This is a genomic window from Mucilaginibacter sp. SG564, from assembly GCF_013149275.1.
Lineage (GTDB): Bacteria > Bacteroidota > Bacteroidia > Sphingobacteriales > Sphingobacteriaceae > Mucilaginibacter.
The window spans coordinates 133,205-159,665 of the sequence record NZ_JABGNA010000004.1 but is presented as its reverse complement, the minus strand read 5'-3'; the positions used below and the strand labels follow the sequence as shown (position 1 = coordinate 159,665).

Genomic DNA, 26,461 nt, shown 5'->3' with positions numbered 1-26,461 from the left:
TTTATTTAATTTGAGTAGCAGTGCTGTCTGTATTATTCAGGCGCATGCATAGGTTGGTGTAGAAGTTTTTGTCAGAGGCACTAAACTGATAAGCAGCGGCATAAAAGCTTTTCCAACTGAGATCGGAGTTTTCAAAAGCGTCATAAAAAACATCTTTCAGATCACGTTTGAGTATTGATTGTGAGTTTTTAAAGTTGATGAAAAAAGCGATGTTACTTCTTTCGGCCAGCAGGTTATCAAACTGGTTATATTGATCAGTTTTACTGATAAACTTACGGTTAAAATAGGTATCTGAGTAACTGGTAAGTTCAGAGGCAGTTGCCGCCAGTACCAGATAGTTGTCAATGATCATAAAATAGGGTTTCCTGAAAATGCTGAAAGCATCACCTAATAGATAAAAGGGAATTTTATCGTAATTAAACTGCCCGATGTTATCATTGGTCATGGTACTCACATTCATCATAATAGGGCGTAATTTTGATCCGTCTTTAACAGAAACGATAGCGTATTTTTCCTGGTAACGGGTAGTTACTACTGCAAACTCGTTACCCAACAGGTGCTCAAATTCTGGTTTTAAAAGTACACCGGTTTCTGTCTTGATCTTGCTAAAAAGATCAACCTTGTCTTTATTGATACCTGCCTGGATATGCCATTGCGAAAGCTCAGCAGAAAATTTTGTAGGATCAGAGACAGCGAAGTTGATAGTATAGGCTGTAGTGGACGGAAAAATATCTTTTAAATGGTTCACCACTGGCTGCTGATCGGCGAATAGATTTAAATAGCTCGCTGTATGGTTATGCTGTATGGTAGTAAAACCACTAAACATCAACGCGTCGTTCTTAAAATTTAAAGTCAGGGCAGCTAAAGCAGGTAATAGCTTAAAGCTTTTAAAAATATCGGTATTCTTGTTTTTAAATACCTGGTCAAAGAGGGGGATAAGCTGGCTGTAATTAATATAAAGGTTAGCCAGGGAGTTGGAATTTTGCTGTTCGGGCAGCGGAACAAAGACGTTTTTGCTTTTATCATCCCGGTATAGTATACTTTGATCTATCAGCTCTTTTGAAAAGCTACCAGCAAAAATATTGTTTTCCTTTTGGGTGATGTAAAAATGTTTGTTAATGGCCTTGACCAATACATCATAGGTTACCCCAACAGCAATACGTATGGAGGCTACAGACAGGCCACTGGCAGGCTGGGTATTTAAGGCAGTGAGGGCATCGGTTTTAAAATCATTCGTAGTGGGCACGGTAATAAGCAGATTTATATCGTTGCTATTTGACGGATGTACCGAAATAAATACGTTTTGCCCATCGAAAAAATGTTCCAGTTGTGGTGAGGTGATCAATAATTTGCGGAGTGTATCCAGATCGGCCAGTTTATCTTTACCAATAATGGCGCCTAATAGCTGGTTGCCTTTAAAAATGTCGTAGAATCCTTTTTCGCTGTTAAATTCAAATACTGCGGTAGCATTATCAGGTATAGTATGCATCACCTGCCCGGTGCGTACCCCTGGCGGACTTAAATTTTTAAAGTAAACAACTGTTATAGCTATAGCAGCAGCAAGTAAAATTAAGGTGATAACTATCAGACGTTTCATAGCGGATTGCTTTACAAAGATAGAATTTTACGCTGCGGCATTAAAGTAATACTTTCAATTGGTTAACTTAGCTTTTTATATCTGCATGAACAAACAAATAATTATCACGGCTTCGTTTTTTGGTATGCTAGCCGTTATTACCGGAGCGTTTGGTGCTCACGGTTTAAAAGGGCGCTTATCTGCCGCTGATCTTGAAGTTTGGCACACTGCGGTACAGTACAATTTTTATCATGTATTCGCTTTGCTTTTCTTATCAACCTTTGCGCGCTTTAAAAACAACCAGATAACTCTGGCTTATTACTTTTTTACTTTTGGTATTCTTTTCTTTTCGGGATCATTATACTTGTTATCCTGCCGGAGTATTCTTGGCTGGGATTGGTTGATTGCCCTTGGCCCAATTACACCATTGGGTGGCTTGCTGTTTATTTTAGGTTGGCTGATGCTGGCTGTAGCTGCTTTTAGGAATAAATGATTTTTGGAGCAAGGCTTTTGGGGTAAAAGATCAAGGACTGGAATTGGAGTTGAGTATTTAGTTTTTAGAATTTCCCCTTTAGGGTTTAGAATTTAGTCTTTAGAGTTTAGGATTTACATGATATTGGAATTTGCTGAAATTGATCATACCGACCGTAAAACGCTTTTTGCCGAAGTGATTTTACCACTGGCAATTTCAAAAAATTATACCTATCGGGTGCCGTATGAACTGAATGATGCCATCGCCATAGGTAAAAGAGTAGTGGTGCAATTTGGTAAAAGTAAGTTGTACACTGCTATTGTTAAGGAAATCAGCACGCTTGCTCCCGAAAAATATGAAGCTAAATACATTATTGATATTCTGGACGATCAGCCGGTTGTAACGCCTCATCAGTTACATTTTTGGCAATGGCTGGCCTATTATTATATGTGCAATATTGGCGAGGTAATGAACGCCGCATTACCCGCTGCCCTAAAACTGGCCAGTGAAACCCGCATTGTGCTCAATAAAGAGTATGATATTGACCGCTCAACGCTACATGATAAGGAATTCTTGATTGTAGAAGCCCTGGATATCCAGCCGGAGCTTACCGTAAGTGATATTGCCAAATTATTGGGTCAGAAAACGGTAATGCCTATCCTGAAACTGATGTTCGAGAAAAACATCATCCATATATCCGAGGAAGTAAGCGAACGTTACAAACCCCGCAAGCGTACTTTTATTACATTGAACCCGGTTTATAACAATCCGGATAATTTACGTGAGCTTTTCCCGATACTGGAGAAGCGCGCTCCAAAGCAAGCTGATGCGCTGCTGGCTTATATAAAACTGGCACGTCATCAGAAAGCCATCACCAAAAATGAGCTGATAGAAGAAAGCGGAGCAGGTGAATCGAGCATTAAATCGCTTATAGAAAAAGAGATTCTTATCGCAGAGGAAAAAAATGTGAGCCGTTTGCATTTTGAAGAGGAAGAAGAACTGAACAGCAACTTTGAGTTAAGCGAACAGCAAACCGAAGTGCTGCAAAGTGTGCGTACGCAATTCCAGGAGAAAGATGTGGTACTGCTGCATGGAGTTACCTCATCGGGCAAAACACAGATCTACATCAGGTTGATAGAAGAAATGATGCGCAGCGACCGGCAGGTACTTTACCTGTTGCCCGAAATTGCCCTCACCACACATATCATTGAACGGCTACGCCTATATTTTGGTGCCGACATCGGTGTTTATCACTCCCGGTTTAATGATAACGAAAGGGTAGAGGTTTGGCAAAAGGTGCTGAACAATGATTATAAAGTAATACTGGGTGCGCGCTCATCGGTTTTTTTGCCATTTAATGATCTCGGCCTGATTGTGGTGGATGAGGAGCACGAAACCTCTTATAAACAATTTGATCCGGCTCCGCGATATAATGCCCGTGATGCAGCCATTTTTCTGGCCAATACGCATCAAGGTAAAGTGCTTTTAGGTTCGGCTACACCGTCGTTTGAAAGCTATTATAATGCCCGTACCCATAAGTATGGCTTTGCTGAACTTACTGAACGTTATGGCGGTGTACAACTGCCCGATGTACAGGTAGTAAGCATCAGTCATGAAACTAAGCAAAAAACTATACAATCGCATTTTACCAGTGTGCTGATGGAGGGTATTAATCAGACCCTGACCCATCAGGAGCAGGTGATCCTGTTTCAAAACCGGCGTGGATATGCCCCGGTGTTGATGTGTAAAATATGCGCATATACGCCAAAATGTATCAATTGCGATGTAAGTTTGACCTATCATAAGAGTAGCGGCAAACTGCATTGTCATTATTGTGGTTACCGGGAAGATTCACCGTCTATTTGTCCGGCATGCGGTTCAACGCACCTGGAATACAAAGGTTTTGGTACCGAGAAGATAGAGGACGAATTAAGTCTGTTACTACCCGAAGCTCGTATTGCCCGCATGGATCTGGATACCACCCGCGCCCGTAACTCCCTGCAAACCATATTAAACAACCTGGAAGAGAAAAAGATAGATATCCTGGTAGGTACCCAAATGGTGGCCAAAGGACTTGATTTTGCCGATGTTACCCTCATAGGAATCATCAATGCCGATAGCATGCTTAAATTTCCAGATTACCGGGCCAATGAGCGTAGTTTCCAGATGCTGGCACAGGTAAGCGGTCGTGCCGGACGACGGGGTAAACAGGGTAAAGTGGTGATCCAAACCTATGATCCTAATCACCGGGTTATCAAACAGGTGATCGCCAATGATTATAACGATCTGTATTTTACGGAAATGGAAGAGCGTAAAAGCTTTAAATATCCGCCGTTTTACCGCATCATCAACCTTGATATTAAACATAAAGACCCGGAAGTGTTATACAATCAGGCCAATTACCTGGGTAATGAACTGCGCAAACATTTTGGCGAGCGGGTAATAGGTCCTGAATCACCGCTCATCAGTCGCATCCGTAATTATTATATCAAATCTATCATGCTCAAATTTGAGCGGGATGGTATATCCATTGTTAAAGCTAAGGCTATACTGCGCGATGTGATCACCCAATTTCAAACAACCAAATTAAGCAAAGGCAGTATTATTCAGCCCGATGTTGATCCGTATTAAAGGGATGTTCTCCGATGCGTCATTGCGAGGAGGAACGACGTGGCAATCCCCGAATACCCGAGCCTTTCTGCACAGTTAAGGATTGCCACGCTATCGCTCGCAAATGAATCACGTTTTTGTTTATTGTTAATTATCTTAATTTTTTTACCGGCTAACACATAATGAATTACCCATCTCTACGTTACCCGCATCCCCTAAATGCTGAATTTCCTGTTACCTTTGCCTTATAAATGGCTTATAAGTATATTGATAATTATCGCGAAAAAGGCGCCCGTAAACGATTGGTTGACATCCTGCGAAAAAAAGGTATCCAGGATGAAGAAGTATTGCTGGCCATAAGCAAAGTACCGCGCCACTATTTTTTTGATGAAACTTTCTGGAACCAGGCCTACAGCGATATTGCCTTTCCGATAGGCGAGGGGCAAACCATATCGCAACCCTATACTGTTGCTTATCAAACAGAATTGCTCCATATACGCAAAGGCGATAAGGTACTGGAGATAGGCACAGGTTCAGGTTACCAAACCTGTATATTACTGGAACTCGGCGCCAAAGTTTATACCATTGAGCGCCAGGAAAAATTGTATGAGCGCACCCGGTTTATCCTGCCCGAAAAGATGGGTTATAAACCCAACTTTTTTTGTGGTGATGGTTCTATTGGTATAGCCAAACACGCGCCTTATGATAAGATCATCGTAACGGCCGGTGCACCTACAGTGCCTGATGTGCTTTTGAAACAACTCAAAATAGGTGGTATCCTGGTAATTCCGGTTGGTGACGAAGAAACTCAAAAAATGGTAACTATACTCAAGGTTGCCGAAAATGACTACGAAAAGATTGTGCTGGATACTTTCAGATTTGTGCCTTTGGTGGGAGATAAGGCATGGTGAGCCCCCAACCCCCTAAAGGGGGAGCTTTTGATTAGCAAATTCACTTAACAAAACAGCCTGCTTTAAATATTTAAAGCAGGCTGTTTTGTTAAGTGCACGCCCCCTTTAGGAGGTTTGGGTGGCTTACCTTTTCATTGCCCGGTCCATTTCAACTTTAGTGTCGCGCTCTTTCATTGTTTCGCGTTTGTCAAATGTCTTTTTACCTTGTGCAAGTCCAATTTCCAGTTTAGCAAAACCACGTTCGCTGATGAACAGGGCTAATGGCACAATGGTCAGGCCCTTTTCTTCGCCACGGGTTACCAGCTTTTTAAGCTCTTTTTTGGTAAGTAATAGCACACGGTCGCGTTTGGCCTCGTGGTTATAGAATGATCCGTATGAATATTCTGATATATGCAAATTGCGTACAAACAGTTGGTTATTGATAAAGGTGCAAAAGGCATCGTTGATATTGGCCTTGCCCTCACGTATCGATTTTATTTCAGTGCCCAGCAATTGAATACCGGCTACATACTTATCCAGTATGTGGTATTCAAAATAAGCCTTCTTGTTTTTTATATATATTTTATCCTGAGTAGTCATGTTTTTCCTTTCGGTGAGGTGCAAATTTACGCAAAATAACCAAAACAGGTCTTGCTATATTATTACCTGCTTGGTTTTACCACCAATACCGGCACATTCACCATATGCCTAACCGAGTTTACAGTGGTACCAAAAATAAGATCTTTCAGGGCCTTGTGACCATGCGAACCCATCACAATAAAATCGACATTTTCTTCATTTACAATCTTAGCGATAGCGCTTGCCGGGTTACCATAACCAATTTGCGCCTGTGCTTTATAGCCCAGGTTTTCCAGGGCAGTAACATACTTATTCAGGTTGTCTACATCGCTTTGGGTTTCGTTATCCATAACCTGTTTACCATAGTAACGCGCGCCGGCAGTTTCCACCACATGGATCAGAGTATAAGTAGCCCGTTTGCCGCCCTGCATAATAGCATGGCGCAGGCAGTCGTTGTCGTTTTTTGAAAAATCGATGGTTATGGCTATGTGTTTATAAGTAATGGCATCAAGCTCGGTGATGGCACTGGCAATACCATGAGGTGCATAAAATGGCTGATCTTTATGTTTGTATAACATCGGTCTGAAAAATACATATATCAGCAGTAACGCTACAGCAAGAACAATGGGGAAAACCAGGGCATAGATCCAGGCGGCGGCGGATGGGTATTCTTTTATCCAATCAAATAATTGTTCGTATACCAATTTGCCGTTTAACGCAACAATAAGGATGGCGCAGGCCCAGGCCAATACTTTTACTTTAAGACTGATGGCAAATTTACCCATCCGTTTTTTGTCAGATGTAAAGTGGATAAGCGGGATAACCGCAAAACCCAGTTGCAGGCTCAGCACCACCTGGCTTAATATAATCAAGCTACCCAATCCCTCTTCTCCAAAATATATGATGGTGAAAACGGCCGGTACAATAGCCAGCACACGGGTAAGTAAACGGCGCAGCCAGGGCTCAATACGCAGGTTGATGTGGCCCTCCATAATAATTTGTCCGGCAAGTGTCCCCGTGATGGTAGAGCTTTGTCCTGAGGCTATCAAAGCGATGGCGAAAAGTACCGGGGCAACCCTGCCAAAAATATGCTCAAGCAGCTTATAGGCATCCTGTATTTCGGCAACTTTAAAATAGCCGTTTTTATAAAAGGCTGTAGCTGCCAGTATCAGGATTGCGGCGTTTACAAAAAAGGCCAGGTTAAGTGCTATAACGGTATCAAACAGGTTGAATTTAATAGCCGATTTAATACCCGCGTCTGTACGGGTGATTTGCCGGGTTTGCACCAGCGAGGAGTGCAGGTACAGATTATGCGGCATCACTGTAGCTCCAATAATACCTATGGCAATGTAAAGCGCGTCGCCACTTAAATTGCCGGGCGCAAAACCTTTGGCTATTTCAACTACGTTGGGCTGCACAATGAACATCTCTATTAAAAATGAAAGCCCTACAATAAATATCATGGATATGATAAAACCTTCCAGTTTACGCATGCCTTTGTTCATTAAATAAAGCATTAGGATGGTATCGGTTATGGTAAGCGATACGCCCCATATCAATGGCAGGTTAAATAGCAATTTTAAGCCGATGGCCATACCGATGATCTCGGCCAGATCGCAGGCTATAATGGCTATTTGCGCTAATACGTACAGCCAGAAATTCACAAAGCGGGGATAAGCATTTTTGGATGCCTGCGCCAGATCGAGCCCGCGAACAATGCCCAGGCGTGCGCTGAGCGACTGCAGCAGCAATGCGATGAGGTTGGAGGCAAATAATACCCATATTAGTTTATAACCAAAAGCGCTGCCCCCGGCAATGTCGGTAGCCCAGTTGCCCGGATCCATGTAACCTACGCTTACCAGGTAGGCCGGACCCAGAAAGGCCATTATTTTACGCCAGCCTGTTTTATTTTCGGTGCTAACCGAGCTGTGTACATCTCCTAATGATTGGTTATGGGTATCTGTCATAAAGCTATCAGTAAATTATTAGCCACTTCGCGGCTGATGTGTATCTCTTTTTTATTTTCTGTTTGTAAGATCACAGAATGATCAAACTCCACGATTTCTGTGATCGATATTTTTTTTCCCAGCGTAAGCTGTTGCTTTTCGAGGTATTGCAAAAAAGATGAGCTGTGATCACGCACCCCGGCTATGGTTCCGCAATTGTTTACACTTAATGTAGATATGGCTTTTAATTCAGAAGCGTTAAACCTGCCATTACAATCGGGGATGGGTTCGCCATGCGGGTCGTGCTGCGGATAATCCATAAATTCATCAAGCCGGTCAATCAGTTCGGCTGATGATATGTGCTCCATTTCCTCGGCCATATCATGTACCTGGTCCCACTTAAATTTAAGTTTCTCTACCAGGAAATACTCCCAGAGCCGGTGTTTGCGGATGATATTAACAGCGATCTTCTCGCCTGCGGGGGTTAAGCTTACGCCCTGGTAACGCGTATAATTGATCAGCGCCTTATCGGCTAGTTTTTTCAGCATGTCTGTTACCGAGGAAGCCTTGGTGTTTAATGACGCGGCAATTTGATTGGTGCTCACATTTCCGGCATCAATTGACAAATGGTAGATCGATTTTAAATAGTTTTCCTCGGCTAACGTATTCATTTATACAAATCTAATAAAAAATTTAGACTTATCTAAATTATGAAAATCGTGGGAAATATATTTTTGCTGAATTACTTTTAAGAGAAATATAATTTTGTGAACAGAGGAAAACTGTATATTTGCGTACATTATTGTAACCTAATGGCTGCGGAATTAGATAAAATCGATCTTCAAATACTTAAGATATTACAGGAAAACGGAAGAATAACCAACCTTCAACTTTCAAATGAAATAGGCCTTTCACCGGCCCCAACCCTGGAGCGTGTACGCAAGCTGGAGAACGCTGAGTACATCAAGAGTTATCATGCCCTGGTTGACGAGGAAAAACTGGGCCTGGGTATTAAAACCTTTATACAGATATCGCTTGATTTTCACCAGAAAAATACCATTCAAACATTTCTGGATGAGATCAAACACATTAAAGAGGTAACAGAGTGCCACCATGTAACCGGACAGTGCGATTTTTTGCTGAAAGTATACGTACGCGACATTAAATCATACGAACAACTGATCATGGAAAAGATAAGCCGTATCACGGTTGTAAAAACTTTCCAAACCATGATGATCATGTCAACCAGTAAAAAGGAACCAATAGTTCCTTTGGAGTATTAGTTCGAAAAGATGCAAGAGATTAGAGTCAAGAAGCAAGATCAAAACTTAGCTTCTTGACTTTTTTGTTTTACAACCGATCAGCAAGACTCTTGCTTCTTGACTCTAATTTCTTGATTCTCTTTTCAACTTATCTGCCAATTGATCTCTGCTTTTCCTTCTCTTTTTAATATCTCATTGGTTTTTGAAAATGGCTTGCTGCCAAAAAAGCCACGATCGGCAGAAAAAGGTGAGGGGTGGGGCGATTTAAGGATAAAATGTTTATTCTCATCAATTAATGCCGCTTTTGATTGCGCGAAGGCTCCCCAGAGTATAAATACAATGCCTTGTTTTTTGTCGGATATGGTTTTGATCACTTCGTCGGTAAATTCCTCCCAACCCTGTTTCTGGTGCGAACCTGGACTGCTGGCCCTAACCGTCAAGGTAGCGTTTAATAATAGCACTCCTTGTTTGGCCCAGTCTTCCAGGTTACCATGAGCTGGTATCTTAAATCCGGGAATATCGGTTTGCAGTTCTTTATAAATATTAATGAGCGAACGGGGAGTGGCGATGCCTTTTTGCACCGAGAACGAAAGCCCATGCGCCTGGTGTGCACCATGGTATGGGTCCTGGCCAAGTATCACCACTTTTACATCATCAAAATGGGTGGTGTTAAATGCGTTAAAAATTTCGCTGTTTTTAGGGTAAACCACCTGGCCTGCTGCCTTTTCTTTCTGTAAAAAATCCTTTAGTTTTATCATGTAGTCTTTCCCAAATTCGTCTTTCAGAACTTCCATCCAGGAGGGGTCTAATGCATTTGCCATAAATATTGATATAATGTTGATTAAGCGTACAAATTAACGGATATTTGCACTCAATATATAGTATCATAAATTATGTCAAATATTGTTAGGCTAATTATAGCCTGTGTACTGTTCGGTGCGGCGGTTGCGCTTTGTGCCTTCGGGTTTTGGGGCTGGGGAATTTTAGTTTTGTTTTTGGGCGGTATTGTGCTATTGAGCTTCTTCTTTAACGAGAATATGATCGTATCACAATTTTATCTGCGTAAGGAAAACTCTGAAAAAGCCGAAGCCTGGTTAATGAAGATCACTGATTACGAAAAACAGCTGCATAAAAACCAGCATGGCTATTATAACTTACTGATCGGTTTGATTGAATCGCGTAAGGCGCCAATGAAATCTGAAAAATACTTTAAGAAAGCGCTTCAGTTGGGTATGAAAATGTCGCACAATACGGCTTTGGCTAAATTGAGCCTGGCGGGTATCTCTATGGCTAAACGTAATAAACGCGAGGCGCAAATGTACCTTTCTGAGGCTGCCAAGGATGATAAGAATAAGTTACTGGCCGAGCAGATCAAGATGATGAAAACACAGATGGCTCAAATGGATAAGCAACAGGTAGTAAGGGGCGGATATCGCCAGTTCTAACAGGACAAGAAAATAATATAATAAGGATAAAATAAAAAAGGGACGCGAAAGCATCCCTTTTTTATTTCTCGTCGATAGCGCTGAAATAATCGGCAGTAGCAGAATGGTTCTGGTAAGGCGATACTACACGGTCGCTATAAGAATAGTCGCTTTCTTCGGTCGGGTTGGCCACTTCGACCATCTTTAATAAACTCCTGATGAACGATAAGTTGAAGTTACTTCTGTTCAGTTTGATCAGGTATTCGTTCTCGGTGATCTCCAAAATTGAATTGGTCATGACTTTTTTTAATAGTTGTTTATTGCAAGTATAACCAACATAATTAAACACAAAGTACTGTTTATTTTAAGCTTTTATTAATAAATTGTTATTAAATTGCTGATACAGAGTTGGGTATCAAAATAGCCCTGATTATGGCCTCGTTAAGTGCTTGGCCGGGACAAAAGTAGCATAAAAAGAAGCACCAACAAGCGTCCTTTTATTGTTATTTTCAGAACACCTGCATTATAAATAATTCCGGCAACAGACCGACAGCGTTTATCTGTGATACTATTCTTATTTAATGTTGTTTACGATAAGCTACCGGGCTAATACCTGTTTCTTTTCTGAAAAGCCTGGAGAAATAGGGTGGATTTTCAAACCCAAGCTGATAGGCAATCTGCGCTACGGTAAGGTCGGCGCCAATCAGCAGGTTTTTTGCTTCTGTGGTCAGATAACTATGGATGTGGTCGATGGCTGATCGGCCTGTTTCCTGTCTTAACAGATCACTTAGATAATGAGGCGACATTTTGAGTTGGGCGGCAATTGCTGTAACGGTTGGCAAGCCATTGGTTTGTAATTCGCCATTCTCAAAATACTGCCGGATAGCTTTATTAAATTTAGAAATTACCTTACCCGTAAGTTCCGCCCTATTCAGGAACTGGCGTTTATAAAAACGCTGCGAATATTTAAGGATAGCTTCAATATGTCCCAAAATGATCTCCTTGGTATACTCATCCTGATTGTTGTTGTATTCCGTCTCAATCTTACGGAACAGCTCCCACATAATTTCTTCCTCTCGGGGAGAAATATGGAGGGCCTCATTGGTTTCGTAATCGAAAAAACTATATTTTTTGATAGTTTGGTGCAATGATTCGCCATTTAGGAAATCAGGATGAAACATGATCGTAAATCCGCTTCCTTCCAGCTGGATATTTTTAAGTTCGACTACTTGACCAGGTTTAATATAGATCATAGAACCCTGGTTGTGATCATACTTGGTGCGTCCGTAATAAAGACCGCCAGACAGTACCTTCTTAAACGCGATTATATAAAAAACCGTTGTATATTCATTTGAGGCCGTGCCGCATGAAGCCGGACATGTATTTACACACGTCATCAAACTAAGTAAGGGGTTTTCCGATATGGGCCAGCCCCGGGCTTTATGCAGATCGCTTAAATTTTTGAAATGCTTCATTTTGATAAAGATACGGCATCCGGCCAACGGAATGCCGTATCATTTTTTAATTTAACTGATTAATGACCATGTGCTGCCGCTGCAACTTCTTTCCAGGATTCCCAAACCGCCAGCCGGTCGGCATAAACCTGTTGCACACGCGGTAAAGCTACTTTTCCTAAAAGTAAGCGCAATGGTGGCTGATCACTGTCAACCAATTTAATAATAGCAGGTACAGTTGCCTCGGGGTTGCCGACCATTTCAGGGGTAAAGTAGCTATTGAATGTTTCCTTAATACCATCGTACACCGCTATAGATTGTGTTTTGATAGCCGAATCTCCGCTCCAGTCTGTGCCAAAGGCATTTGGTTCAACAAGACTTACATTGATGCCAAATCCTTTTACCTCTGCAGCAAGGCTTTCGCTTAATCCTTCAACTGCCCATTTAGAGGCTACATAGATACTTATAATAGGTGCACCTGTGTGACCCGCCAAACTTGATACTTGTATAATATGCCCATGACCTTGCTCCCGCATAACCGGGATAACGGCCTGGGTCATCCACAACAAACCAAATACATTGGTTTCGAATTGATCCCGGGCTTCCTGCTCGGTAGCCTCTTCAATGGCACCAAACAAACCATAACCAGCGTTATTGATCAGCACATCAATGCCGCCAAAATGTTCATTAGCTTGTTTAACAGCAGCAAAACATTGCTCGCGGTTATTCACATTCAGTTTAACAGGTAATATCGATTCTCCATAAGTGGATACCAGATCACTTAATGAATCAATATTTCGGGCGGTAGCGATTACTTTATCACCACGTTTTAAAAATGCTTCGGCCCATATTTTTCCAAGCCCCCGGGATGCGCCTGTTATTAAAATTACTTTAGATTTCATATCAATTATTTTATGATACAAAATTACAGGCAGCCGGTACCGGCAGACTTATACATATCGCTGAATATCGGATACATATTTTGCCCGGTGTAGAGTTATATTTTCAGTTTCAATAGCTTATCCGCATTGCTATGGGCAATTTTAGCCACTTGCTCATCGGGAAGGTCAATCGCGTTCAGGAATTCAATACCCATTTCGTTGGTACTAAATGGATAATCGATAGAGAACATAATATTATCAATACCGAAAGTATCTAAAGCGATTTTTAAAGGTGGCTGCGTAAAAAAACCACTGGTAGTGATATGAACCTGTTGATGGAAAGTATCGCTAAGGGAACGCTGGTTGGCACCTCCATTGCCGGGTTTAAATGCCCGTTCAGATCGAGCCATCATCATAGGTAGCATTTCGCCCATGTGTCCAATAATCAGGTTTAGTTTCGGATACTTATCGAAAACGCCGGAATATAGCAGGCGTAAAACATGCAAAGCAGTTTCTGCGTGCCATCCCCAGCCGTAACAGGCCAGTGCTTCGGCCATCCCCAAATGATTGGGCGATCCACTGTAATAAATATCGGCTATCCCTTTTGGCGGCAATCCGGGGTGGAGGTAAATGGGTACATCCAGCTTTTCGGCCCTTTCAAATATTGGGGCAAATTCGGGTTGATCTAAAAATTTGTCATTAGTCAGTCCCCTGATCATGGCTCCGCGGAAATGGTATTCTGTCACAGCGCGTTCCAGTTCATCAGCCGCGGCAAGAGGAGCTGTCATAGGGAGATGGGCAAAGGCTGCAAAACGGCTCTCAAAACCGGCTATCCTCTCAGCAATCAGGTCATTATATTGTGTAGCAAAAGCCGGGCCTTCTTCCGGGCTTAAAAGATTGGCCCCAGAACTATCCACAGAGAGTACCTGCATGCTAATGCCATTATCATCCATTGATTTTAATCGCTCGCCGGTAATATCAGCCAGCTTGGGAACCAACTGCTGCATCCTTTCTGATTGACCAAAGCCACCCAAAGCAGCTTTGGGTATTTGATCAGCCATTTCCGGAAAAGAAATATGTTCTTCAAGTGTTACTATTCTCATGTTAAATTGATAAAATGTTTGTCGGGATAGGAGAAACTATTGACTACCAGGGAACCTCGCCTCCGTCTTTAAAAAACTTAGCGGTAGTGTTTGGATGGGATTGTGTTGCCAGTTGTACAATAGGCACTGCGCCTTGCTCTACGGTTTTTGCTCCCTGAAATTGATTTAGATCGGTAGCCGTATATCCTGGTGTAACACTGTTGACGCTAATACCTGCGTCACAAAGTTCATTGGCCAGCATTACCGTAAAAGCGTTTAATGCAGTTTTAGAAGAACCGTATGCATTGTATTTATCCCGGTTTGTGTTTCTTCCTGCGTCAGTGCGCAGGGAGATAGAACCAACTTCACTGGAAACATTGATGATGGATGGTTCAGTTGATTTTCTCAGTAGGGGCAAAAATTCCTGCGTAGTTTGTATAGGGCCAAAAAAATTAACATCGAATACCTTGCGTAGGTTTTCCATGTCACCTGTAGAAAAATCTTGAGGTTGGTCGCCAGAAATACCAGCATTATTGATCAAAATATCCAAAGAATTAATTTTATTCTCCAATTCCTGCTTTGCCTGTCTAACTGATTTAATATCAGCTATATCAATTACAATAGTTTCTACGTTAGTTATACCCAGATCATTTAACTTTTGAATTGCTGCAAGTCCATGTGCTTTATCCCTGCTGCCTAAATAAACAAAATAGTTCAATTGTGCCAGTTGTTTGGCGGTTTCAAAACCGATCCCTTTATTGGCCCCGGTGATTAATACTGTTTTCATAATAATAGTTTTTGACAGATGTATCTTTCTCTGGAAAGAAAGCCCGTTACATTTAGGAAACCCTCCCTGAAATACATCAGCACAAAGAAACGCACACGTGTTTTAAACCGCAATGCATCATTAATGGTACTTATAGGACTATTGTGGGTAACACCATCCCGATTAAGTCCCATTTAAAAGAATTTTTAAATAAAATTTGCGAAACCGATCGGTTGCTTATATATTTGCAACTGATCGGTTTCTTATTTAATTAAAATAACTCATTATGAAAAGTAAAATACTCTTTGTTTTATGCCTGTTGGCTGGTTTGATGTTTATGAATGCGGGCCTGGATAAATTTTTACACTACATGCCCGTGCCTAAAGATATGCCCGAGAAAATGATAAAACACGGGAAGGCATTTATGGAAATTGGCTGGCTTTTGCCCTTGGTTGGTTCGGCCGAATTTGTTGGCGGTTTGTTACTGATCTTTGGCAGAACCAGGGCACTTGGCGCTGTTATTATCGTGCCGGTTTTAATTGGTATACTACTGACCAACATCAGCGTAGCCCCCTCGGGTTTACCTATTGTGTTTGCCTTGATAGCGATTATTCTATGGGTAATTATTGAGAACAGGGAAAAATACCTGCCCATGATCAGGAAGTAATTTTTTCAATGAGACGAGATATTTTTCAAGCTATAGCAGACCCAACACGCAGGGCTATTATCGCTTTAATTGCCATACAGGCTATGACACCTAATGCTATTGCCGAGCATTTTGATACAACAAGGCAAGCTATTTCAAAACATCTAAGGATATTAACCGAATGTGAATTGGTGGAACAGAAACACCAGGGCCGGGAAATATACTATCAGTTGGAAATTGATAAGATGAAAGAAATAGACAAATGGCTGGAACAATTCCGCCAGATATGGGAGACCCGCTTTCAACAACTCGATGAACTTTTATCAATTATTAAAAAAACATAAGAATGAAACACAATTTGTACTTCGACTTTATTGCTGATAAACAAAAAAATACACTGACCATCAAGCGAGAGTTTTTAGCCGGCCGGCAATTGGTCTGGGACTGTTATACCAAGAATGAGTTGCTTGACCGCTGGTTTGCCCCTAAGCCATTAACCACCAAGACAAAGTCAATGGATTTTAGTGAAGGGGGGCATTGGCACTATGCAATGGTAGAGCCAAATGGTACAGAATACTGGGGTTATACAGAATATGTAAAAATCAAGCCGATTGACTACTATACATCTTTGGATGCTTTCTCTAACGCTGATGGTGAAATAAATAAAGACCTGCCCCGTGCAGAATGGCTGGTAACTTTTACCGACAAGGGCGAAAACGCCCTGGTAGAAACTGTTGTTACCTACAAATCGCTTTCGGATCTGGAAGCTGTTATACAAATGGGTATGGAGCAGGGGATGCTGGCAACGCTGGAAAAACTGGATGAACTGTTAGTAATCCTGAAAAAATAAAATGAACCATTTGCTGGGGTATGCATGTCGCATATGCCAGCAAATAATCATTATGCTTTAATAATTTGAGTTTAAAAGCTATTTAACGGATTTTAAGAATCGTTGATTCACATAACTCAAAACCGAACGGCCAAACGTTCGCTTTTGTTACAATTTACTCAATGGGTAGTCTATAATATATTATCTGTCAATATATTAGTAAATTGGAACAGCGATTGCGCTATTTAACTCATTGAACCCTTATATATTCCATATCAACCTGTATGATCTGTTCTTTCTCGGAACGATATTTATCGGGCTAACTTTTATCCTGCTGTTAGTAACTACTAAAAGATCCAATCAAGGGGCCAGCCACTTCCTGGCCATTGGCCTTGCCACTGTTGTTTTGTGGATGGCCTGGCTATTAGGCACCGACATCCGTTTGGAGAACTATTTTCCACATTGGAGCTGGCTACCAATGCGGCTTTCGTTGGCATTTGGTCCGCTGATTTTTTTTTATGTGCTTAAAATGACCCGGCCGGAATTTAAGTTCCGGTATAAGGATTTGCTCCACTTTAGTCCGTTGTTGCTGGAACTGGGGGCACACGCACTGCAGATAAAGGAGAGTTTGAGAACAAGCCTGGCCACCTACGATACCATGACCTTTCGGCAGTTGAACCCGGTATTGCAATTCCTTGCTTTTATCTCGGTTATTATCTACCTATACCAATGCCATAAGCTTATCCAAAACTACTATCAACAGCTAAAATTTACTGAGGGCGACCGGTACCGGTATGAGTTACGGTGGCTGCAACGCTTATTGATGGGTTTTGGCTTGATATGGCTATTGTGGGTGCCGTATACTGCCATCGATTATTTTTATTACCATGGTGAATTGGACTTACCGGCTTATTATCCTTTGTATCTCCTTTTAGCGGTCGTCTTCATCCGGATAGCTATTGTGATATACTTAAGACCAGAGGCTGGCGCACCGGCTGAAATACCTTTACTTTCAAAGCCATTGCTCCCGGCAGAACTAAGGCAAAAAGCCACCTGGTTAAAGAAAACTATGAAAACCGGTCTATATTACCAGGATCCGGAACTCAGCTTAAGCTCATTGGCCGGAAAGCTTGATCTAAGTCTTCATGAACTATCGCGCATTATCAACACGGTATTCAAGAAAAGCTTCAATGATTTCATCAATGACTATCGCGTCGCGGATGTTGTTCGGAAAATGCAGGACCCGGCTTATGCCCATCTTACCCTGCTTGGTATTGCATTTGAATCGGGGTTCAATTCCAAAACTACTTTTAACCGCATTTTTAAACAAATAACCGGGAAAAGCCCCGTTGAATATAAAAATGAACTTAAAAAAGAGCGCCCATCTTATAACTTGGGACGTCAATCCCGTTTTGCGCCGGTAATTTCGTTGCATGAAATCGCCCCTAAGTGGTTTCATTGGAAATCAAATCGCAACTTTATGTTTAAGAATTATTTGAAAATAGCACGGCGCAACCTGATGCGTAATAAAAGTTACGCTGCTATTAATATTACCGGCTTAGCTGTTGGCATTGCCGTTTGCATGGTGATATTTATCATTATACAGTTTCAAACAGGCTTTGATAACTTTCATGAAAAGAAAGATCGTATCTATCGTGTGCTAACCGAATATCATCGTTCGGAATCAGCAAATATTTCTTATGGTAAGGACGTCCCTTTGCCAATGCCTACAGGACTGAAAACATCTTTTCCGCAAATAGAACAAGTGGCCCCTATTTTTGCAAGCCGCGATGATGAGTTGCTGATAGGTGATAATAATGGAACCCCAATAAAAACATTTAAAGAACAACGGGGGGTATTTTTTACAGGGCCCTCATTTTTTAAAATATTTGATTTTCCTTTGCTTGCCGGTTCGTATACCTCATTAGAAGATCCGAACAATGTATTGCTTACAAAAGAGATCGCGGAAAAATATTTTGGCGACTGGAAAACAGCAATAGGCAAAACTATTAAACTAAGAGCTGGCGGCTATATATTTGAACATGGCACCGAAGTATTGAAAGTTTCGGGCATTCTTGCCCCCGTACCTGCAAATACAGACTTTCAGCTAAAAGTTGTTGTGGCTTATGGAACAGGTTTTACCGGAAGTATTATAGAAAAATCTACCAATTGGGAGGATAGGACAGGGACTGATTTTGGTTGCTATGTTTTGTTACCGCCGAATATTTCGGTTGATAATTTTAATCAGCAATTAAGAGCTTATTCACAAAAGGTGCAATCTCCGGAAAATAAGGATAGTCATATTGTACAACCATTAAGCGCGGTGCATTATGATACCCGGGTGGGTAATTACAGTAATATAACCATCAGTCATCAACTGCTCAATGTATTGTGGCTGATAGCGGCATTCATCCTGTTAATTGCCTGTGTAAATTTTATCAACCTCTCTACTGCGCAGGCTGTTAATAGGGCAAAGGAGGTTGGTGTAAGAAAAGTGTTGGGGAGTAGTAAATCTCAATTGCAGATCCAATTCATCGTTGAAACATTTTTGATAGTGATAAGCGCGGTAATGTCTGCAGTGGTTATCACCATATTGGCATTGCCTGCTGTAAGCCGACTTTTAGAACTTTCGCTTTCATTCAATATATTCAGCAATCCGGCAATTATTTTATTTCTTTTGATTGTAACCATTGCCGTAACGGTGCTCGCCGGTTTCTATCCCGCTATTGTTTTGTCGCGTTTCAATCCGGTAAACGCTTTAAAAAGTAAACTGACAGCAAATACCGGAAACGGAATTTCATTAAGAAGGGGGTTGGTGGTTTTTCAATTCATCATTGCCCAGGCACTCATCATCGGGACGCTCATCATTGTAAAGCAGATGGATTATTTTATGGATCAACCCTTAGGCTTTGATAAAGACGCTATTGTAAACGTCCCTTTCCGTACAGATAGTCTTCGTCTTAGTAGAATGGATTATTTGAAAAAACAGCTACTATCGATAAGCGGGGTGCAGGTAGTAAGTTATAGCTCCAACACACCGGTTGAAAATGGTAATGATATGTGGAGTACGCTTAGATTTGACCATGCAACAAAAGAAACAGATTTTAAGGCAATCACCAAATTCACCGATAACGAATATGTTCCCGCTTACAAGCTGACTTTAATAGCCGGAAGAAATTTGCAACCTTCAAATTTAACAAAGGAGTTTTTAGTGAATGAGTCGCTGCTGAAAAGTCTGGGAATAAAAAATCCTGAGGATATATTAAATAAAGAAATAAGCATCTGGAACGACCAGATAAAATGCCCGGTTGTTGGAGTATTGAAAGATTTTAATGACCGATCTTTTCGTAATGATCTTGCACCATTACTTATTACCACAGACGTTGTAATGTACAACCAGGCGGGAATAAAACTGGCAACCAAAAACATTTCCTCCACAATGGAATCTGTTAAAAAAATGTTTGAGCAAACATTCCCGGATTATGTTTATGAGTACAAGTTTTTGGATGATAAGATTGCCAGTTTTTACAAACAGGAAAGTCAGTTAGCGGCTTTGTACAAAATTTTCGCGGTAATTGCCATATTCCTTAGCTGCCTGGGCCTGTATGGTTTAGCTTCATTCATGGCCGTGCAACGGATAAAAGAAGTTGGCATCCGTAAAGTACTTGGTGCCACTGCAGGGAATATTGTCTATCTGTTTTCAAAAGAATTTATAATACTCATTACCATTGCGTTTGCCATTGCCGCGCCCATCGCGTGGTATTACATGCACCAATGGTTGCAGGCTTATGCCTATCGTATAAGCATCAGTTGGTGGTTATTTGTAGTGGGCGGGCTTGCTGCAACAATTATTGCACTGGTAACTATAAGTTTCCAGGCAATAAAAGCGGCAAAAGCAAACCCTGTGAAGAGCTTGCGAAGCGAATAATATAAAAGCCGCTTCTGCGGTAAAGAGCTTGGGTCAAATAAGGTGAGATCTGAGGTTTAGTTGACACGTTAATGTGGTGCGTTCCGGGGTGAGATCCGGAGCGCATTTTTATATTTTAACAGATAGATTTCCAGCTTTATGCCGGCAGATATTTCTGGAGTATTTTCCCGTTTTTGAAGGCGGTTGAACTCTCTAATCGCAGCACTTTTTTATCCTTAAAAATAGAAAGGCCAGTTCCGATAGCAACCGGGTTCCGGATAATGTAATATTCATCAATAAGGTTATGGCTGATGAGAGAGCTTGCAAAGTCGGCGCCTCCATAAACAATAATATCTTTACCCGGTTGTTTTTTCAATGCTTGCACTGCAGTAGCCAGGTCCCCGTTCTCCACTTCTACGTTTTTGCCCTTGATGGTGGTTTGTGTACGGCTGAAAACGATCTTGCGCATACTCACCATACGTTGCGCTAAAGATTGGTGAGGACTGACGCCATCGACAACTAATCCGTTCTCCCAATGATCAATGAAATCGCGGGTCATTTTGCGGCCCAGCAAAATGGTGTCGCAACTGTCGGCCAGCTCAATCGCTTTGTTGAAACCTGTTTCATCCTGGTCGCCCGGAATCCACATCCAGTCCAGCTCGCCATTTGGCCCGGCTACAAAGCCATCAATGGTCATTTGTACCTGTAATTTTAATTTTCGCATAACATTCGTTTTTAAATGTGATGATGTTTGTTTCCATTATAAATGTCTGTAAACTGCTCTGGATGTTAAGGGCATACACGATATCATTCATAAGCAGTATATAGAAAAGTGAGGCAGACGCTGTTCATTTATTAAATTACAGACAATTATGTAGGCACACGCGCTATGCGTGTACCTACATCAGGGAAGATCATTTTTTCAGTGGCCCAAGATGCTTATAAGTGCTCACGAGCAAGCCAGTAGGTGTGGTTTTCGAATCGACAAAGGCAAGTTCCCTGGCGTCAATACTGTCGGCCAATAAGCGTTTACCCCGACCCAGCAAAACAGGGTAGGTGATGAGTACCACCTCGTCGGCCAGCCCCTGGTCAAGCAATAGAGAGGTTAATGTTGAGCTTCCTACAACGATCAGATCGGGACCGTCTGTTGATTTAAGATCGCGGATGGCCTTTATAGTGTCCTCATCCAAACTCTTTACCGGGCCCCATTCCAGGCTGTCGGGCCGGTGGGTTGCAATGTGTTTTGTTGCAGCGTTTATAGCATTCGCCATTGGAAAATCACCAGCAGTAGGCCAAAAGTTACTAAATATATCGTAGGTATGGCGGCCAAGCAGTAGGTCAAAGTTTGGCCCGTATGCTTCAAATAGTAAGGCTGCTCCGGCAGGGCTTCTGTAAGGTGTGGTCCATGCGCCATAGGTGTAATCTCCATCGTGCTCTATCACGCCATCCAGCGAGATGTGTTCGAAAATTCTGATCTTTCTCATGTTGTATCTATAAGTTTTAGTTATTAATCAAATTTAAAGAGTATAAGATACAAACATGCGGTGCAATCGCGACAATATAAGGGGGGGGTTAGCCATTTTCTACCATAGGGGGAATGTTTGCAGAGCAAGCGGAGATCAAATACAGGTTGTTTAAATACCAGTAACATTTACCTAAAACATCCCTGTGAATTTTACAGGGGTGTTTTATTACAGATCCTTCAATCTAAAATTAGCTGAGTCGCTAAAATAACTTCCCGCTCCACCAGCAATGGAACTATCTGCCCAATAACAAGCGTTTGAAAATGTTCCGAATTTCGGTGTTCTGCCACGGCTTGTTCATCTGTGTAGCCTTCAAATAATAACAAGGTGTTTACATCTGAATTGCTTTGGTTGATATTGTAAAAGAGGTTCCCTTCTTCCTGGATGCTTTTTTTCGCAACCTCCCGAAGTAAGTTGAGTACTATGCTTAGCTGGCCTTCTTTAACCTGCCATTTGGCGAATACATGAATGGGTTGTTTGCTCATCTTTTTATAATTTTGGTACTGAACCATTTAGTTATACGCTCGGTTAGTAAATTATGCTTTAGTGGCTTCTAAAAGTGCGACTACTTTTTCGCCTACGCCCTTTGCCGAAGCTGGATTTTGCCCGGTTACCAGGTTACCGTCCTGCACACTATTGGCAGACCATGGCGCTGCAACTTGATAAATGGCACCCTGTTGGGTCAATGCGGTTTGCAAATCAAAAGGAACATCCTGCCTGGCGTAATTATCTTCTTCCTCGGTGGTAAAAGATGCGATATTTTTGCCATCCACCAGGTAAGAACCATTGCTCAGTTTTACATTAAGCAAAGATACCGGGCCATGACAAACGGCACTTACAACAGCATTGCGTTCGTAGGTTTCTTTGATTACTTGTTTAAGTAGAGGCGCTTCGGGCATGTCAACCATGGGGGCAAGGCCACCGGGCATAAATATGGCATCATAAGCGCTTACATCTACGGTATCCAGCTTCGACGCCTTTTGCATATCGGCCCAGCCATTACCTGTAAGAAATTTTAAATTATCCGGATCATCGGCCAGATTAAGGGCATCCAGGTAAGGTGTATCGCCCGATAAACTGGCAAAATCTATCTGGTAACCGGCTTTATCAAATTCGGCGTAGGGGTGGGCTACTTCGGGTAAAAAGTTGCCTGTTCTTCTGTTATGCGGGCCAATGGTGTTAGCATTGGAAACGATGATTAAAATTTTCTTTTTCATGACTTTAAATTTTAAATGATCAATTAGTTGTTTTGATATTTCAAATTTCAACATTTGAGCAGCCCCGCCGCGAGGAGGCAAGTCACAAAAAAAGTGTGACGGGAATCACACTCGTTAATGGTTATTTGTTTGCAGAATAGAGCCGGCTTAAGGTTTCTCGACTTACTCCCAGGTATTCGGCGATATATTTTTTGGGGATCTTTTGCATCAAATGCGGATAAAGTTTACCAAACTCTTCATACCGTTGTTGCGGGTTACCGGCAAGCAGGGAGATGATCCTCCGTTGTTGTGCTACGTATCCTTTGGTGAGTTTCACCCTGAAAAAATGCTCCATTTTATGCAGATCGGCCGACAGCTTTTCCCGTCCCTGAAGGGTCATGCATAATACCTCGGCATCCTCCATACAGGTGATGTACAGATCGGCCTTTTTTTCATTGAAATAGGCTTGATAGTCGGCCATCCACCAGTTTTCCCCTGCAAATTGTACAATGTGCTCCTTGCCTTCACTATCGAGGTAAAACATTCTGAAAATACCCGACATGATCAAATATTCGAAATTGGCCTGGTCTCCCTCCTGAATCAGGTATTGGTGTTTTTTAACTCTTTTTAGCGTAAAAAACGTTTTAATATGCGCAAACTCTTCATCACTTACCGTAATTATCTCCTCAATATGTTTCCGTAATTTATCCATAAATAGCCGATGGTTCCCTTAGCAAATTGAATGTAGGAAAAATAAGCAAATAGCGGTTAAGAGCGATATAAAAATATGGTTATTGTTATAGCTGGTGCACGCGTTTCGCGTGTTTCCTCCGATATATGCTTAATGAAAGCACACGCGGCACGCGTGCGCCAGCGAAGGGGGGATAAACTGGCTAATGAGATGGTTTCTTTTTGTCGCTGGTCTCCTGGATTTGTTGAATTTCTGAATTCAAGGTCGTTTCTATTATTTCTGTTACTGATCCACAAGTCGCTATAACTTGTTTAGAGACCATAGCTTCCATTTTTTTTAGATAGTCCATGAATTGAATAACTGTATTTATTCTAGCTTCCATTTGTTTATATTTTGCAGTAATAGTACGTGGAAAACTCGCTTTAATATTATCAAAACTTTCGGTATCATAAATAGGTGTATCTTGGACTACTAAATCAAGATAATGAAATCTGCCCATTAGCGCTTTTACGTAATAATAACCTTTGGCTGTAAGGCTGATTTGCTGTATAATAGGTAAAGTTTTCCATTGAATATCACTGACCTGCTGATCAGAGTCTATAAAGTTATGAGCAAGCAGAGTAGCCACTGAAGCCAAAATTGCATCCGTATTAAAGCCTAATCCATTAAATGTTTCAACAAACGCTTCATATTCAATTGTTTTGCTTTCACCAATCTGATCATGTTGTTGTTGTAGGTTTAATAACATGTACCATTTCAGAAAATGACTGTTACTATTAGTTGGCGGCAAAAAAAGATTGTGAACAATACTAGTATCTGAATGATAATAGGTCTTATTTTGTAAGCCTATGGATTTAATGAACTCGTGTATTGGAACTGGATGGAAATATTGATTATCTTGTCGAAATCGCTCTTGGATAATATATTCGGACACTTTTGTATGACCAGATGTCAAAAATGATGAAAAGATCCGCAGTCCATCCCTAATATTAGGAAATGTTGTGAAACTTAAGAAATCGACAAGTTCAGAGTTCTGGTCAGCGAATAAAGAATGCTTTAAACCGTGCAAAAATTCATAAATTGATTGATTCGGCATTTCTATCTTAAAGCCCTCCACTGTTCCTTTTGTACTACCATTAACAGAAGTCTTATTTAAAGCAAAATCAATCCTTTTTTGTAGTACCTCAGAATACTTGGGTGCTGATATATGATAAACATTACTTTCATAAGCATCGAAAGGCGGTGCTGACCGCCATTTGTGATAATATCCTTCTCGCAAAGAAATTACTGTACTGCATAAGCTTTGTTTTGAAAGTGAATGTGAGAATACGAACACCTTCTCCTGTATACGCGTTTCAAACTGGTCAGCGTTATCGATAATGATAATCAATCGTTTTCGACGTTCACGTATTAAATATTTTGATAGCTTTTCAAAGAAAATAATTTTATTTTTTTGCTCGTTTTCTAAAAACTCAGACAGTTTTTGATTATAAACCTGCTCATCATTTGCTTTACACCATTCCCATATGTTCGTATCATTTCTTTGTATCTCCTTATAAAAAATACGTTTTAATGCTGTCAGAGAATATAAATTCATGTTAGCATATTTTTCAAAAACAAGTTCAATAATGTCGCGGCATATATGTTCAGCTTCGAAATATTGTTCTTTATCAAAGTATCTTCTTAGATCAAGATATACCGTCATGTGGTCAGGTATGTCCTTGTCAACAAGTCTATACTTGAAGAGATAGTTTAAAAATGTTGTTTTGCCTGAACCTTTTGAGCCGATAATAATTATTGGTTTGGGTGGTGCGTGTCTGATCGATGCAACTTGATTGAGTTCATTTTTAATTTGTCCACTTAAACTACTAAAGTTTTGGGCTGGCACAACTTCCGCTAGTTTAGGAGCGGTATCACTGAATAACTTTTGAATTTCATTCCGGTTCTTCTTAACCTCTTCATTCTGAACAAAACATGAATTAATAAATTCGAGGTCATCGTCTTTTTCTTCGGAAAAAATTTCTCCAAAAATATTAGTGATAATAGGAGCGAGTTTAGCACTTAAGGTATTTCGTATCTGTTCTTTGTCTCGATCAATAAGTGTTGATAAGACCGTTCGGTAAGATATAGAAGCGCTAGCCTCTAAATATTTGAACCCGCCGTTATTGATAATGGCAAACTTTGAAAAGTTCTCGTAAAATTCAACAAAGCGCTCTTTAACATCTTCTAATCCATTGAATAAAAGACATTGGTTGTCTTTCCACGGTTTTCCATCTATGTTGAATAATTTCAAGAAAATAAATTGCTTGCCGTTAGTAAAGATTCCGAACTGAGTACCCAAATCAACTGAATACTTCTGAATTTGATCAATTACTTCAGCATTTTCCTTATAAATTGATTTGATCAAACAGTTTTTATGCTTATTAGGTAAAACGAAATCGACAAATTGCTTTTTGGCTTCAATCAAAAAGTGAAAACCTGGCAATGAAACTTTGTAGTCGAAATATCCAGAGTCGACACGCCCTTCCCGTTGAATGTCAAGCTCATCCCACCCAAGTACATTGATTAATAACGAATCGATTAACTTGGAGCGTGTATCGGATTCAGATAGGTCAATAGTGATATAAGTTGATATGTTTTTGCTGTATGCGTCAAAGTTTTCAAAGCTTTCATCAATAGTAAACATCAAGTGATCTCATTAGGTTATTTCAAAAATAACAAATATCT

25 protein-coding genes are annotated in these 26,461 nt (G+C 41.0%); 9 read left to right on the top strand and 16 right to left on the bottom strand.

Features of this window, described 5'->3' with window-relative positions; genetic code table 11:
- Position 1 precedes the first annotated feature (1 nt).
- Positions 2 to 1,597, bottom strand: a complete 1,596-nt coding sequence (locus tag FHW89_RS10595) for a hypothetical protein (RefSeq protein ID WP_172335016.1) — start codon at positions 1,595 to 1,597, stop codon at positions 2 to 4.
- 85 nt (positions 1,598 to 1,682) lie between these two features.
- Between FHW89_RS10595 and FHW89_RS10590 the strand changes: the two genes are divergently transcribed.
- The 3 genes from FHW89_RS10590 (at position 1,683) to FHW89_RS10580 (ending at position 5,569) form a co-directional block, all read left to right on the top strand.
- Positions 1,683 to 2,069 (top strand): DUF423 domain-containing protein, encoded by a 387-nt coding sequence (locus tag FHW89_RS10590; protein ID WP_172335015.1) that lies wholly within the window; start codon positions 1,683 to 1,685, stop codon positions 2,067 to 2,069.
- 117 nt (positions 2,070 to 2,186) lie between these two features.
- A complete protein-coding gene (gene priA / locus FHW89_RS10585; protein WP_172335014.1) occupies positions 2,187 to 4,679 on the top strand; it encodes a primosomal protein N' in 2,493 nt (830 codons plus the stop codon).
- A 230-nt stretch (positions 4,680 to 4,909) separates the two neighbouring features.
- A complete protein-coding gene (locus FHW89_RS10580) occupies positions 4,910 to 5,569 on the top strand; it encodes a protein-L-isoaspartate(D-aspartate) O-methyltransferase (RefSeq protein ID WP_172335013.1) in 660 nt (219 codons plus the stop codon).
- 123 nt (positions 5,570 to 5,692) lie between these two features.
- Here the strand turns inward: FHW89_RS10580 and smpB are convergent, their stop codons facing one another.
- The 3 genes from smpB to FHW89_RS10565 all read right to left on the bottom strand — a co-directional run bounded on the left by smpB (position 5,693) and on the right by FHW89_RS10565 (position 8,744).
- Entirely contained in the window at positions 5,693 to 6,148 is a 456-nt protein-coding gene (smpB, locus tag FHW89_RS10575) for an SsrA-binding protein SmpB (protein WP_172335012.1), read from the bottom strand.
- 62 nt (positions 6,149 to 6,210) lie between these two features.
- Positions 6,211 to 8,094, bottom strand: coding sequence for an Nramp family divalent metal transporter (locus FHW89_RS10570; RefSeq protein WP_172335011.1), 1,884 nt, complete (start codon positions 8,092 to 8,094; stop codon positions 6,211 to 6,213).
- Positions 8,091 to 8,744, bottom strand: coding sequence for a metal-dependent transcriptional regulator (locus FHW89_RS10565; RefSeq protein WP_172335010.1), 654 nt, complete (start codon positions 8,742 to 8,744; stop codon positions 8,091 to 8,093). The genes FHW89_RS10570 and FHW89_RS10565 overlap by 4 nt, the downstream gene beginning before the upstream one ends.
- Before the next feature lie 141 nt (positions 8,745 to 8,885).
- Between FHW89_RS10565 and FHW89_RS10560 the strand changes: the two genes are divergently transcribed.
- Entirely contained in the window at positions 8,886 to 9,356 is a 471-nt protein-coding gene (locus FHW89_RS10560) for an Lrp/AsnC family transcriptional regulator (RefSeq protein ID WP_090465496.1), read from the top strand.
- Between the two features lie 122 nt (positions 9,357 to 9,478).
- On the opposite strand, the gene ung is transcribed toward FHW89_RS10560, so the two are convergent.
- Positions 9,479 to 10,156 carry a uracil-DNA glycosylase gene (gene ung / locus FHW89_RS10555; protein WP_172335009.1) on the bottom strand — a complete coding sequence of 226 codons (678 nt, stop codon included), beginning with the start codon at positions 10,154 to 10,156 and terminating at the stop codon, positions 9,479 to 9,481.
- 72 nt (positions 10,157 to 10,228) lie between these two features.
- Between ung and FHW89_RS10550 the strand changes: the two genes are divergently transcribed.
- Positions 10,229 to 10,780, top strand: coding sequence for a DUF2892 domain-containing protein (locus tag FHW89_RS10550; RefSeq protein WP_172335008.1), 552 nt, complete (start codon positions 10,229 to 10,231; stop codon positions 10,778 to 10,780).
- 61 nt (positions 10,781 to 10,841) lie between these two features.
- Here the strand turns inward: FHW89_RS10550 and FHW89_RS10545 are convergent, their stop codons facing one another.
- The 5 genes from FHW89_RS10545 to FHW89_RS10525 form a co-directional block, all read right to left on the bottom strand.
- Positions 10,842 to 11,057, bottom strand: coding sequence for a hypothetical protein (locus tag FHW89_RS10545; protein WP_076375321.1), 216 nt, complete (start codon positions 11,055 to 11,057; stop codon positions 10,842 to 10,844).
- Positions 11,058 to 11,337: 280 nt separating this feature from the next.
- A complete protein-coding gene (locus FHW89_RS10540; protein WP_172335007.1) occupies positions 11,338 to 12,234 on the bottom strand; it encodes an AraC family transcriptional regulator in 897 nt (298 codons plus the stop codon).
- A gap of 59 nt (positions 12,235 to 12,293) precedes the next feature.
- On the bottom strand, positions 12,294 to 13,115 hold the full coding sequence (locus FHW89_RS10535; RefSeq protein WP_172335006.1) for an SDR family NAD(P)-dependent oxidoreductase: 822 nt from the start codon (positions 13,113 to 13,115) through the stop codon (positions 12,294 to 12,296).
- Positions 13,116 to 13,210: 95 nt separating this feature from the next.
- Positions 13,211 to 14,197: an amidohydrolase family protein gene (locus FHW89_RS10530; protein WP_172335005.1), complete on the bottom strand. Its 987-nt coding sequence runs from the start codon at positions 14,195 to 14,197 to the stop codon at positions 13,211 to 13,213.
- Positions 14,198 to 14,240: 43 nt separating this feature from the next.
- The gene (locus FHW89_RS10525) at positions 14,241 to 14,963 is read right to left on the bottom strand and encodes an SDR family oxidoreductase (protein ID WP_172335004.1); all 723 of its coding nucleotides are present in this window, start codon (positions 14,961 to 14,963) and stop codon (positions 14,241 to 14,243) included.
- Positions 14,964 to 15,228: 265 nt separating this feature from the next.
- Here FHW89_RS10525 and FHW89_RS10520 point away from each other — a divergent pair, with 265 nt between their 5' ends.
- From FHW89_RS10520 to FHW89_RS10505, 4 genes are all read left to right on the top strand, one after another.
- Positions 15,229 to 15,609: a DoxX family membrane protein gene (locus FHW89_RS10520; protein ID WP_172335003.1), complete on the top strand. Its 381-nt coding sequence runs from the start codon at positions 15,229 to 15,231 to the stop codon at positions 15,607 to 15,609.
- An 8-nt stretch (positions 15,610 to 15,617) separates the two neighbouring features.
- Positions 15,618 to 15,932: a helix-turn-helix transcriptional regulator gene (locus FHW89_RS10515; RefSeq protein WP_172335002.1), complete on the top strand. Its 315-nt coding sequence runs from the start codon at positions 15,618 to 15,620 to the stop codon at positions 15,930 to 15,932.
- Between the two features lie 2 nt (positions 15,933 to 15,934).
- Positions 15,935 to 16,438: an SRPBCC domain-containing protein gene (locus tag FHW89_RS10510; RefSeq protein WP_172335001.1), complete on the top strand. Its 504-nt coding sequence runs from the start codon at positions 15,935 to 15,937 to the stop codon at positions 16,436 to 16,438.
- A gap of 232 nt (positions 16,439 to 16,670) precedes the next feature.
- On the top strand, positions 16,671 to 20,345 hold the full coding sequence (locus tag FHW89_RS10505; protein WP_172335000.1) for an ABC transporter permease: 3,675 nt from the start codon (positions 16,671 to 16,673) through the stop codon (positions 20,343 to 20,345).
- A gap of 136 nt (positions 20,346 to 20,481) precedes the next feature.
- On the opposite strand, the gene FHW89_RS10500 is transcribed toward FHW89_RS10505, so the two are convergent.
- From FHW89_RS10500 to FHW89_RS10475, 6 genes are all read right to left on the bottom strand, one after another.
- Positions 20,482 to 21,048, bottom strand: a complete 567-nt coding sequence (locus tag FHW89_RS10500; protein WP_172334999.1) for a dihydrofolate reductase family protein — start codon at positions 21,046 to 21,048, stop codon at positions 20,482 to 20,484.
- 190 nt (positions 21,049 to 21,238) lie between these two features.
- Complete coding sequence (locus tag FHW89_RS10495; RefSeq protein ID WP_172334998.1) at positions 21,239 to 21,808, bottom strand: dihydrofolate reductase family protein; 570 nt, start codon at positions 21,806 to 21,808, stop codon at positions 21,239 to 21,241.
- Positions 21,809 to 22,026: 218 nt separating this feature from the next.
- Positions 22,027 to 22,332 (bottom strand): putative quinol monooxygenase, encoded by a 306-nt coding sequence (locus tag FHW89_RS10490; protein ID WP_172334997.1) that lies wholly within the window; start codon positions 22,330 to 22,332, stop codon positions 22,027 to 22,029.
- Positions 22,333 to 22,383: 51 nt separating this feature from the next.
- Complete coding sequence (locus FHW89_RS10485) at positions 22,384 to 23,064, bottom strand: type 1 glutamine amidotransferase domain-containing protein (protein ID WP_172334996.1); 681 nt, start codon at positions 23,062 to 23,064, stop codon at positions 22,384 to 22,386.
- Between the two features lie 121 nt (positions 23,065 to 23,185).
- Complete coding sequence (locus FHW89_RS10480; protein WP_172334995.1) at positions 23,186 to 23,755, bottom strand: Crp/Fnr family transcriptional regulator; 570 nt, start codon at positions 23,753 to 23,755, stop codon at positions 23,186 to 23,188.
- A gap of 181 nt (positions 23,756 to 23,936) precedes the next feature.
- Positions 23,937 to 26,420: a P-loop NTPase fold protein gene (locus FHW89_RS10475; protein ID WP_172334994.1), complete on the bottom strand. Its 2,484-nt coding sequence runs from the start codon at positions 26,418 to 26,420 to the stop codon at positions 23,937 to 23,939.
- Positions 26,421 to 26,461 lie beyond the last annotated feature (41 nt).

Excerpts from the sequence above, each read along its gene's own strand:
- FHW89_RS10590 (WP_172335015.1), top strand. The coding sequence starts at position 1,683 with ATGAACAAACAAATAATTATCACGGCTTCGTTTTTTGGTATGCTAGCC.
- FHW89_RS10570 (WP_172335011.1), bottom strand. The coding sequence starts at position 8,094 with ATGACAGATACCCATAACCAATCATTAGGAGATGTACACAGCTCGGTT.
- FHW89_RS10495 (WP_172334998.1), bottom strand. The coding sequence starts at position 21,808 with ATGAGAAAGATCAGAATTTTCGAACACATCTCGCTGGATGGCGTGATA.
- FHW89_RS10480 (WP_172334995.1), bottom strand. The coding sequence starts at position 23,755 with ATGGATAAATTACGGAAACATATTGAGGAGATAATTACGGTAAGTGAT.
- ung (WP_172335009.1), bottom strand. The coding sequence starts at position 10,156 with ATGGCAAATGCATTAGACCCCTCCTGGATGGAAGTTCTGAAAGACGAA.
- FHW89_RS10525 (WP_172335004.1), bottom strand. The coding sequence starts at position 14,963 with ATGAAAACAGTATTAATCACCGGGGCCAATAAAGGGATCGGTTTTGAA.
- FHW89_RS10565 (WP_172335010.1), bottom strand. The coding sequence starts at position 8,744 with ATGAATACGTTAGCCGAGGAAAACTATTTAAAATCGATCTACCATTTG.
- FHW89_RS10550 (WP_172335008.1), top strand. The coding sequence starts at position 10,229 with ATGTCAAATATTGTTAGGCTAATTATAGCCTGTGTACTGTTCGGTGCG.
- FHW89_RS10510 (WP_172335001.1), top strand. The coding sequence starts at position 15,935 with ATGAAACACAATTTGTACTTCGACTTTATTGCTGATAAACAAAAAAAT.
- FHW89_RS10520 (WP_172335003.1), top strand. The coding sequence starts at position 15,229 with ATGAAAAGTAAAATACTCTTTGTTTTATGCCTGTTGGCTGGTTTGATG.
- FHW89_RS10545 (WP_076375321.1), bottom strand. The coding sequence starts at position 11,057 with ATGACCAATTCAATTTTGGAGATCACCGAGAACGAATACCTGATCAAA.
- FHW89_RS10515 (WP_172335002.1), top strand. The coding sequence starts at position 15,618 with ATGAGACGAGATATTTTTCAAGCTATAGCAGACCCAACACGCAGGGCT.
- FHW89_RS10560 (WP_090465496.1), top strand. The coding sequence starts at position 8,886 with ATGGCTGCGGAATTAGATAAAATCGATCTTCAAATACTTAAGATATTA.
- priA (WP_172335014.1), top strand. The coding sequence starts at position 2,187 with ATGATATTGGAATTTGCTGAAATTGATCATACCGACCGTAAAACGCTT.
- smpB (WP_172335012.1), bottom strand. The coding sequence starts at position 6,148 with ATGACTACTCAGGATAAAATATATATAAAAAACAAGAAGGCTTATTTT.
- FHW89_RS10490 (WP_172334997.1), bottom strand. The coding sequence starts at position 22,332 with ATGAGCAAACAACCCATTCATGTATTCGCCAAATGGCAGGTTAAAGAA.
- FHW89_RS10475 (WP_172334994.1), bottom strand. The coding sequence starts at position 26,420 with ATGTTTACTATTGATGAAAGCTTTGAAAACTTTGACGCATACAGCAAA.
- FHW89_RS10595 (WP_172335016.1), bottom strand. The coding sequence starts at position 1,597 with ATGAAACGTCTGATAGTTATCACCTTAATTTTACTTGCTGCTGCTATA.
- FHW89_RS10485 (WP_172334996.1), bottom strand. The coding sequence starts at position 23,064 with ATGAAAAAGAAAATTTTAATCATCGTTTCCAATGCTAACACCATTGGC.
- FHW89_RS10540 (WP_172335007.1), bottom strand. The coding sequence starts at position 12,234 with ATGAAGCATTTCAAAAATTTAAGCGATCTGCATAAAGCCCGGGGCTGG.
- FHW89_RS10530 (WP_172335005.1), bottom strand. The coding sequence starts at position 14,197 with ATGAGAATAGTAACACTTGAAGAACATATTTCTTTTCCGGAAATGGCT.
- FHW89_RS10580 (WP_172335013.1), top strand. The coding sequence starts at position 4,910 with ATGGCTTATAAGTATATTGATAATTATCGCGAAAAAGGCGCCCGTAAA.
- FHW89_RS10500 (WP_172334999.1), bottom strand. The coding sequence starts at position 21,048 with ATGCGAAAATTAAAATTACAGGTACAAATGACCATTGATGGCTTTGTA.
- FHW89_RS10535 (WP_172335006.1), bottom strand. The coding sequence starts at position 13,115 with ATGAAATCTAAAGTAATTTTAATAACAGGCGCATCCCGGGGGCTTGGA.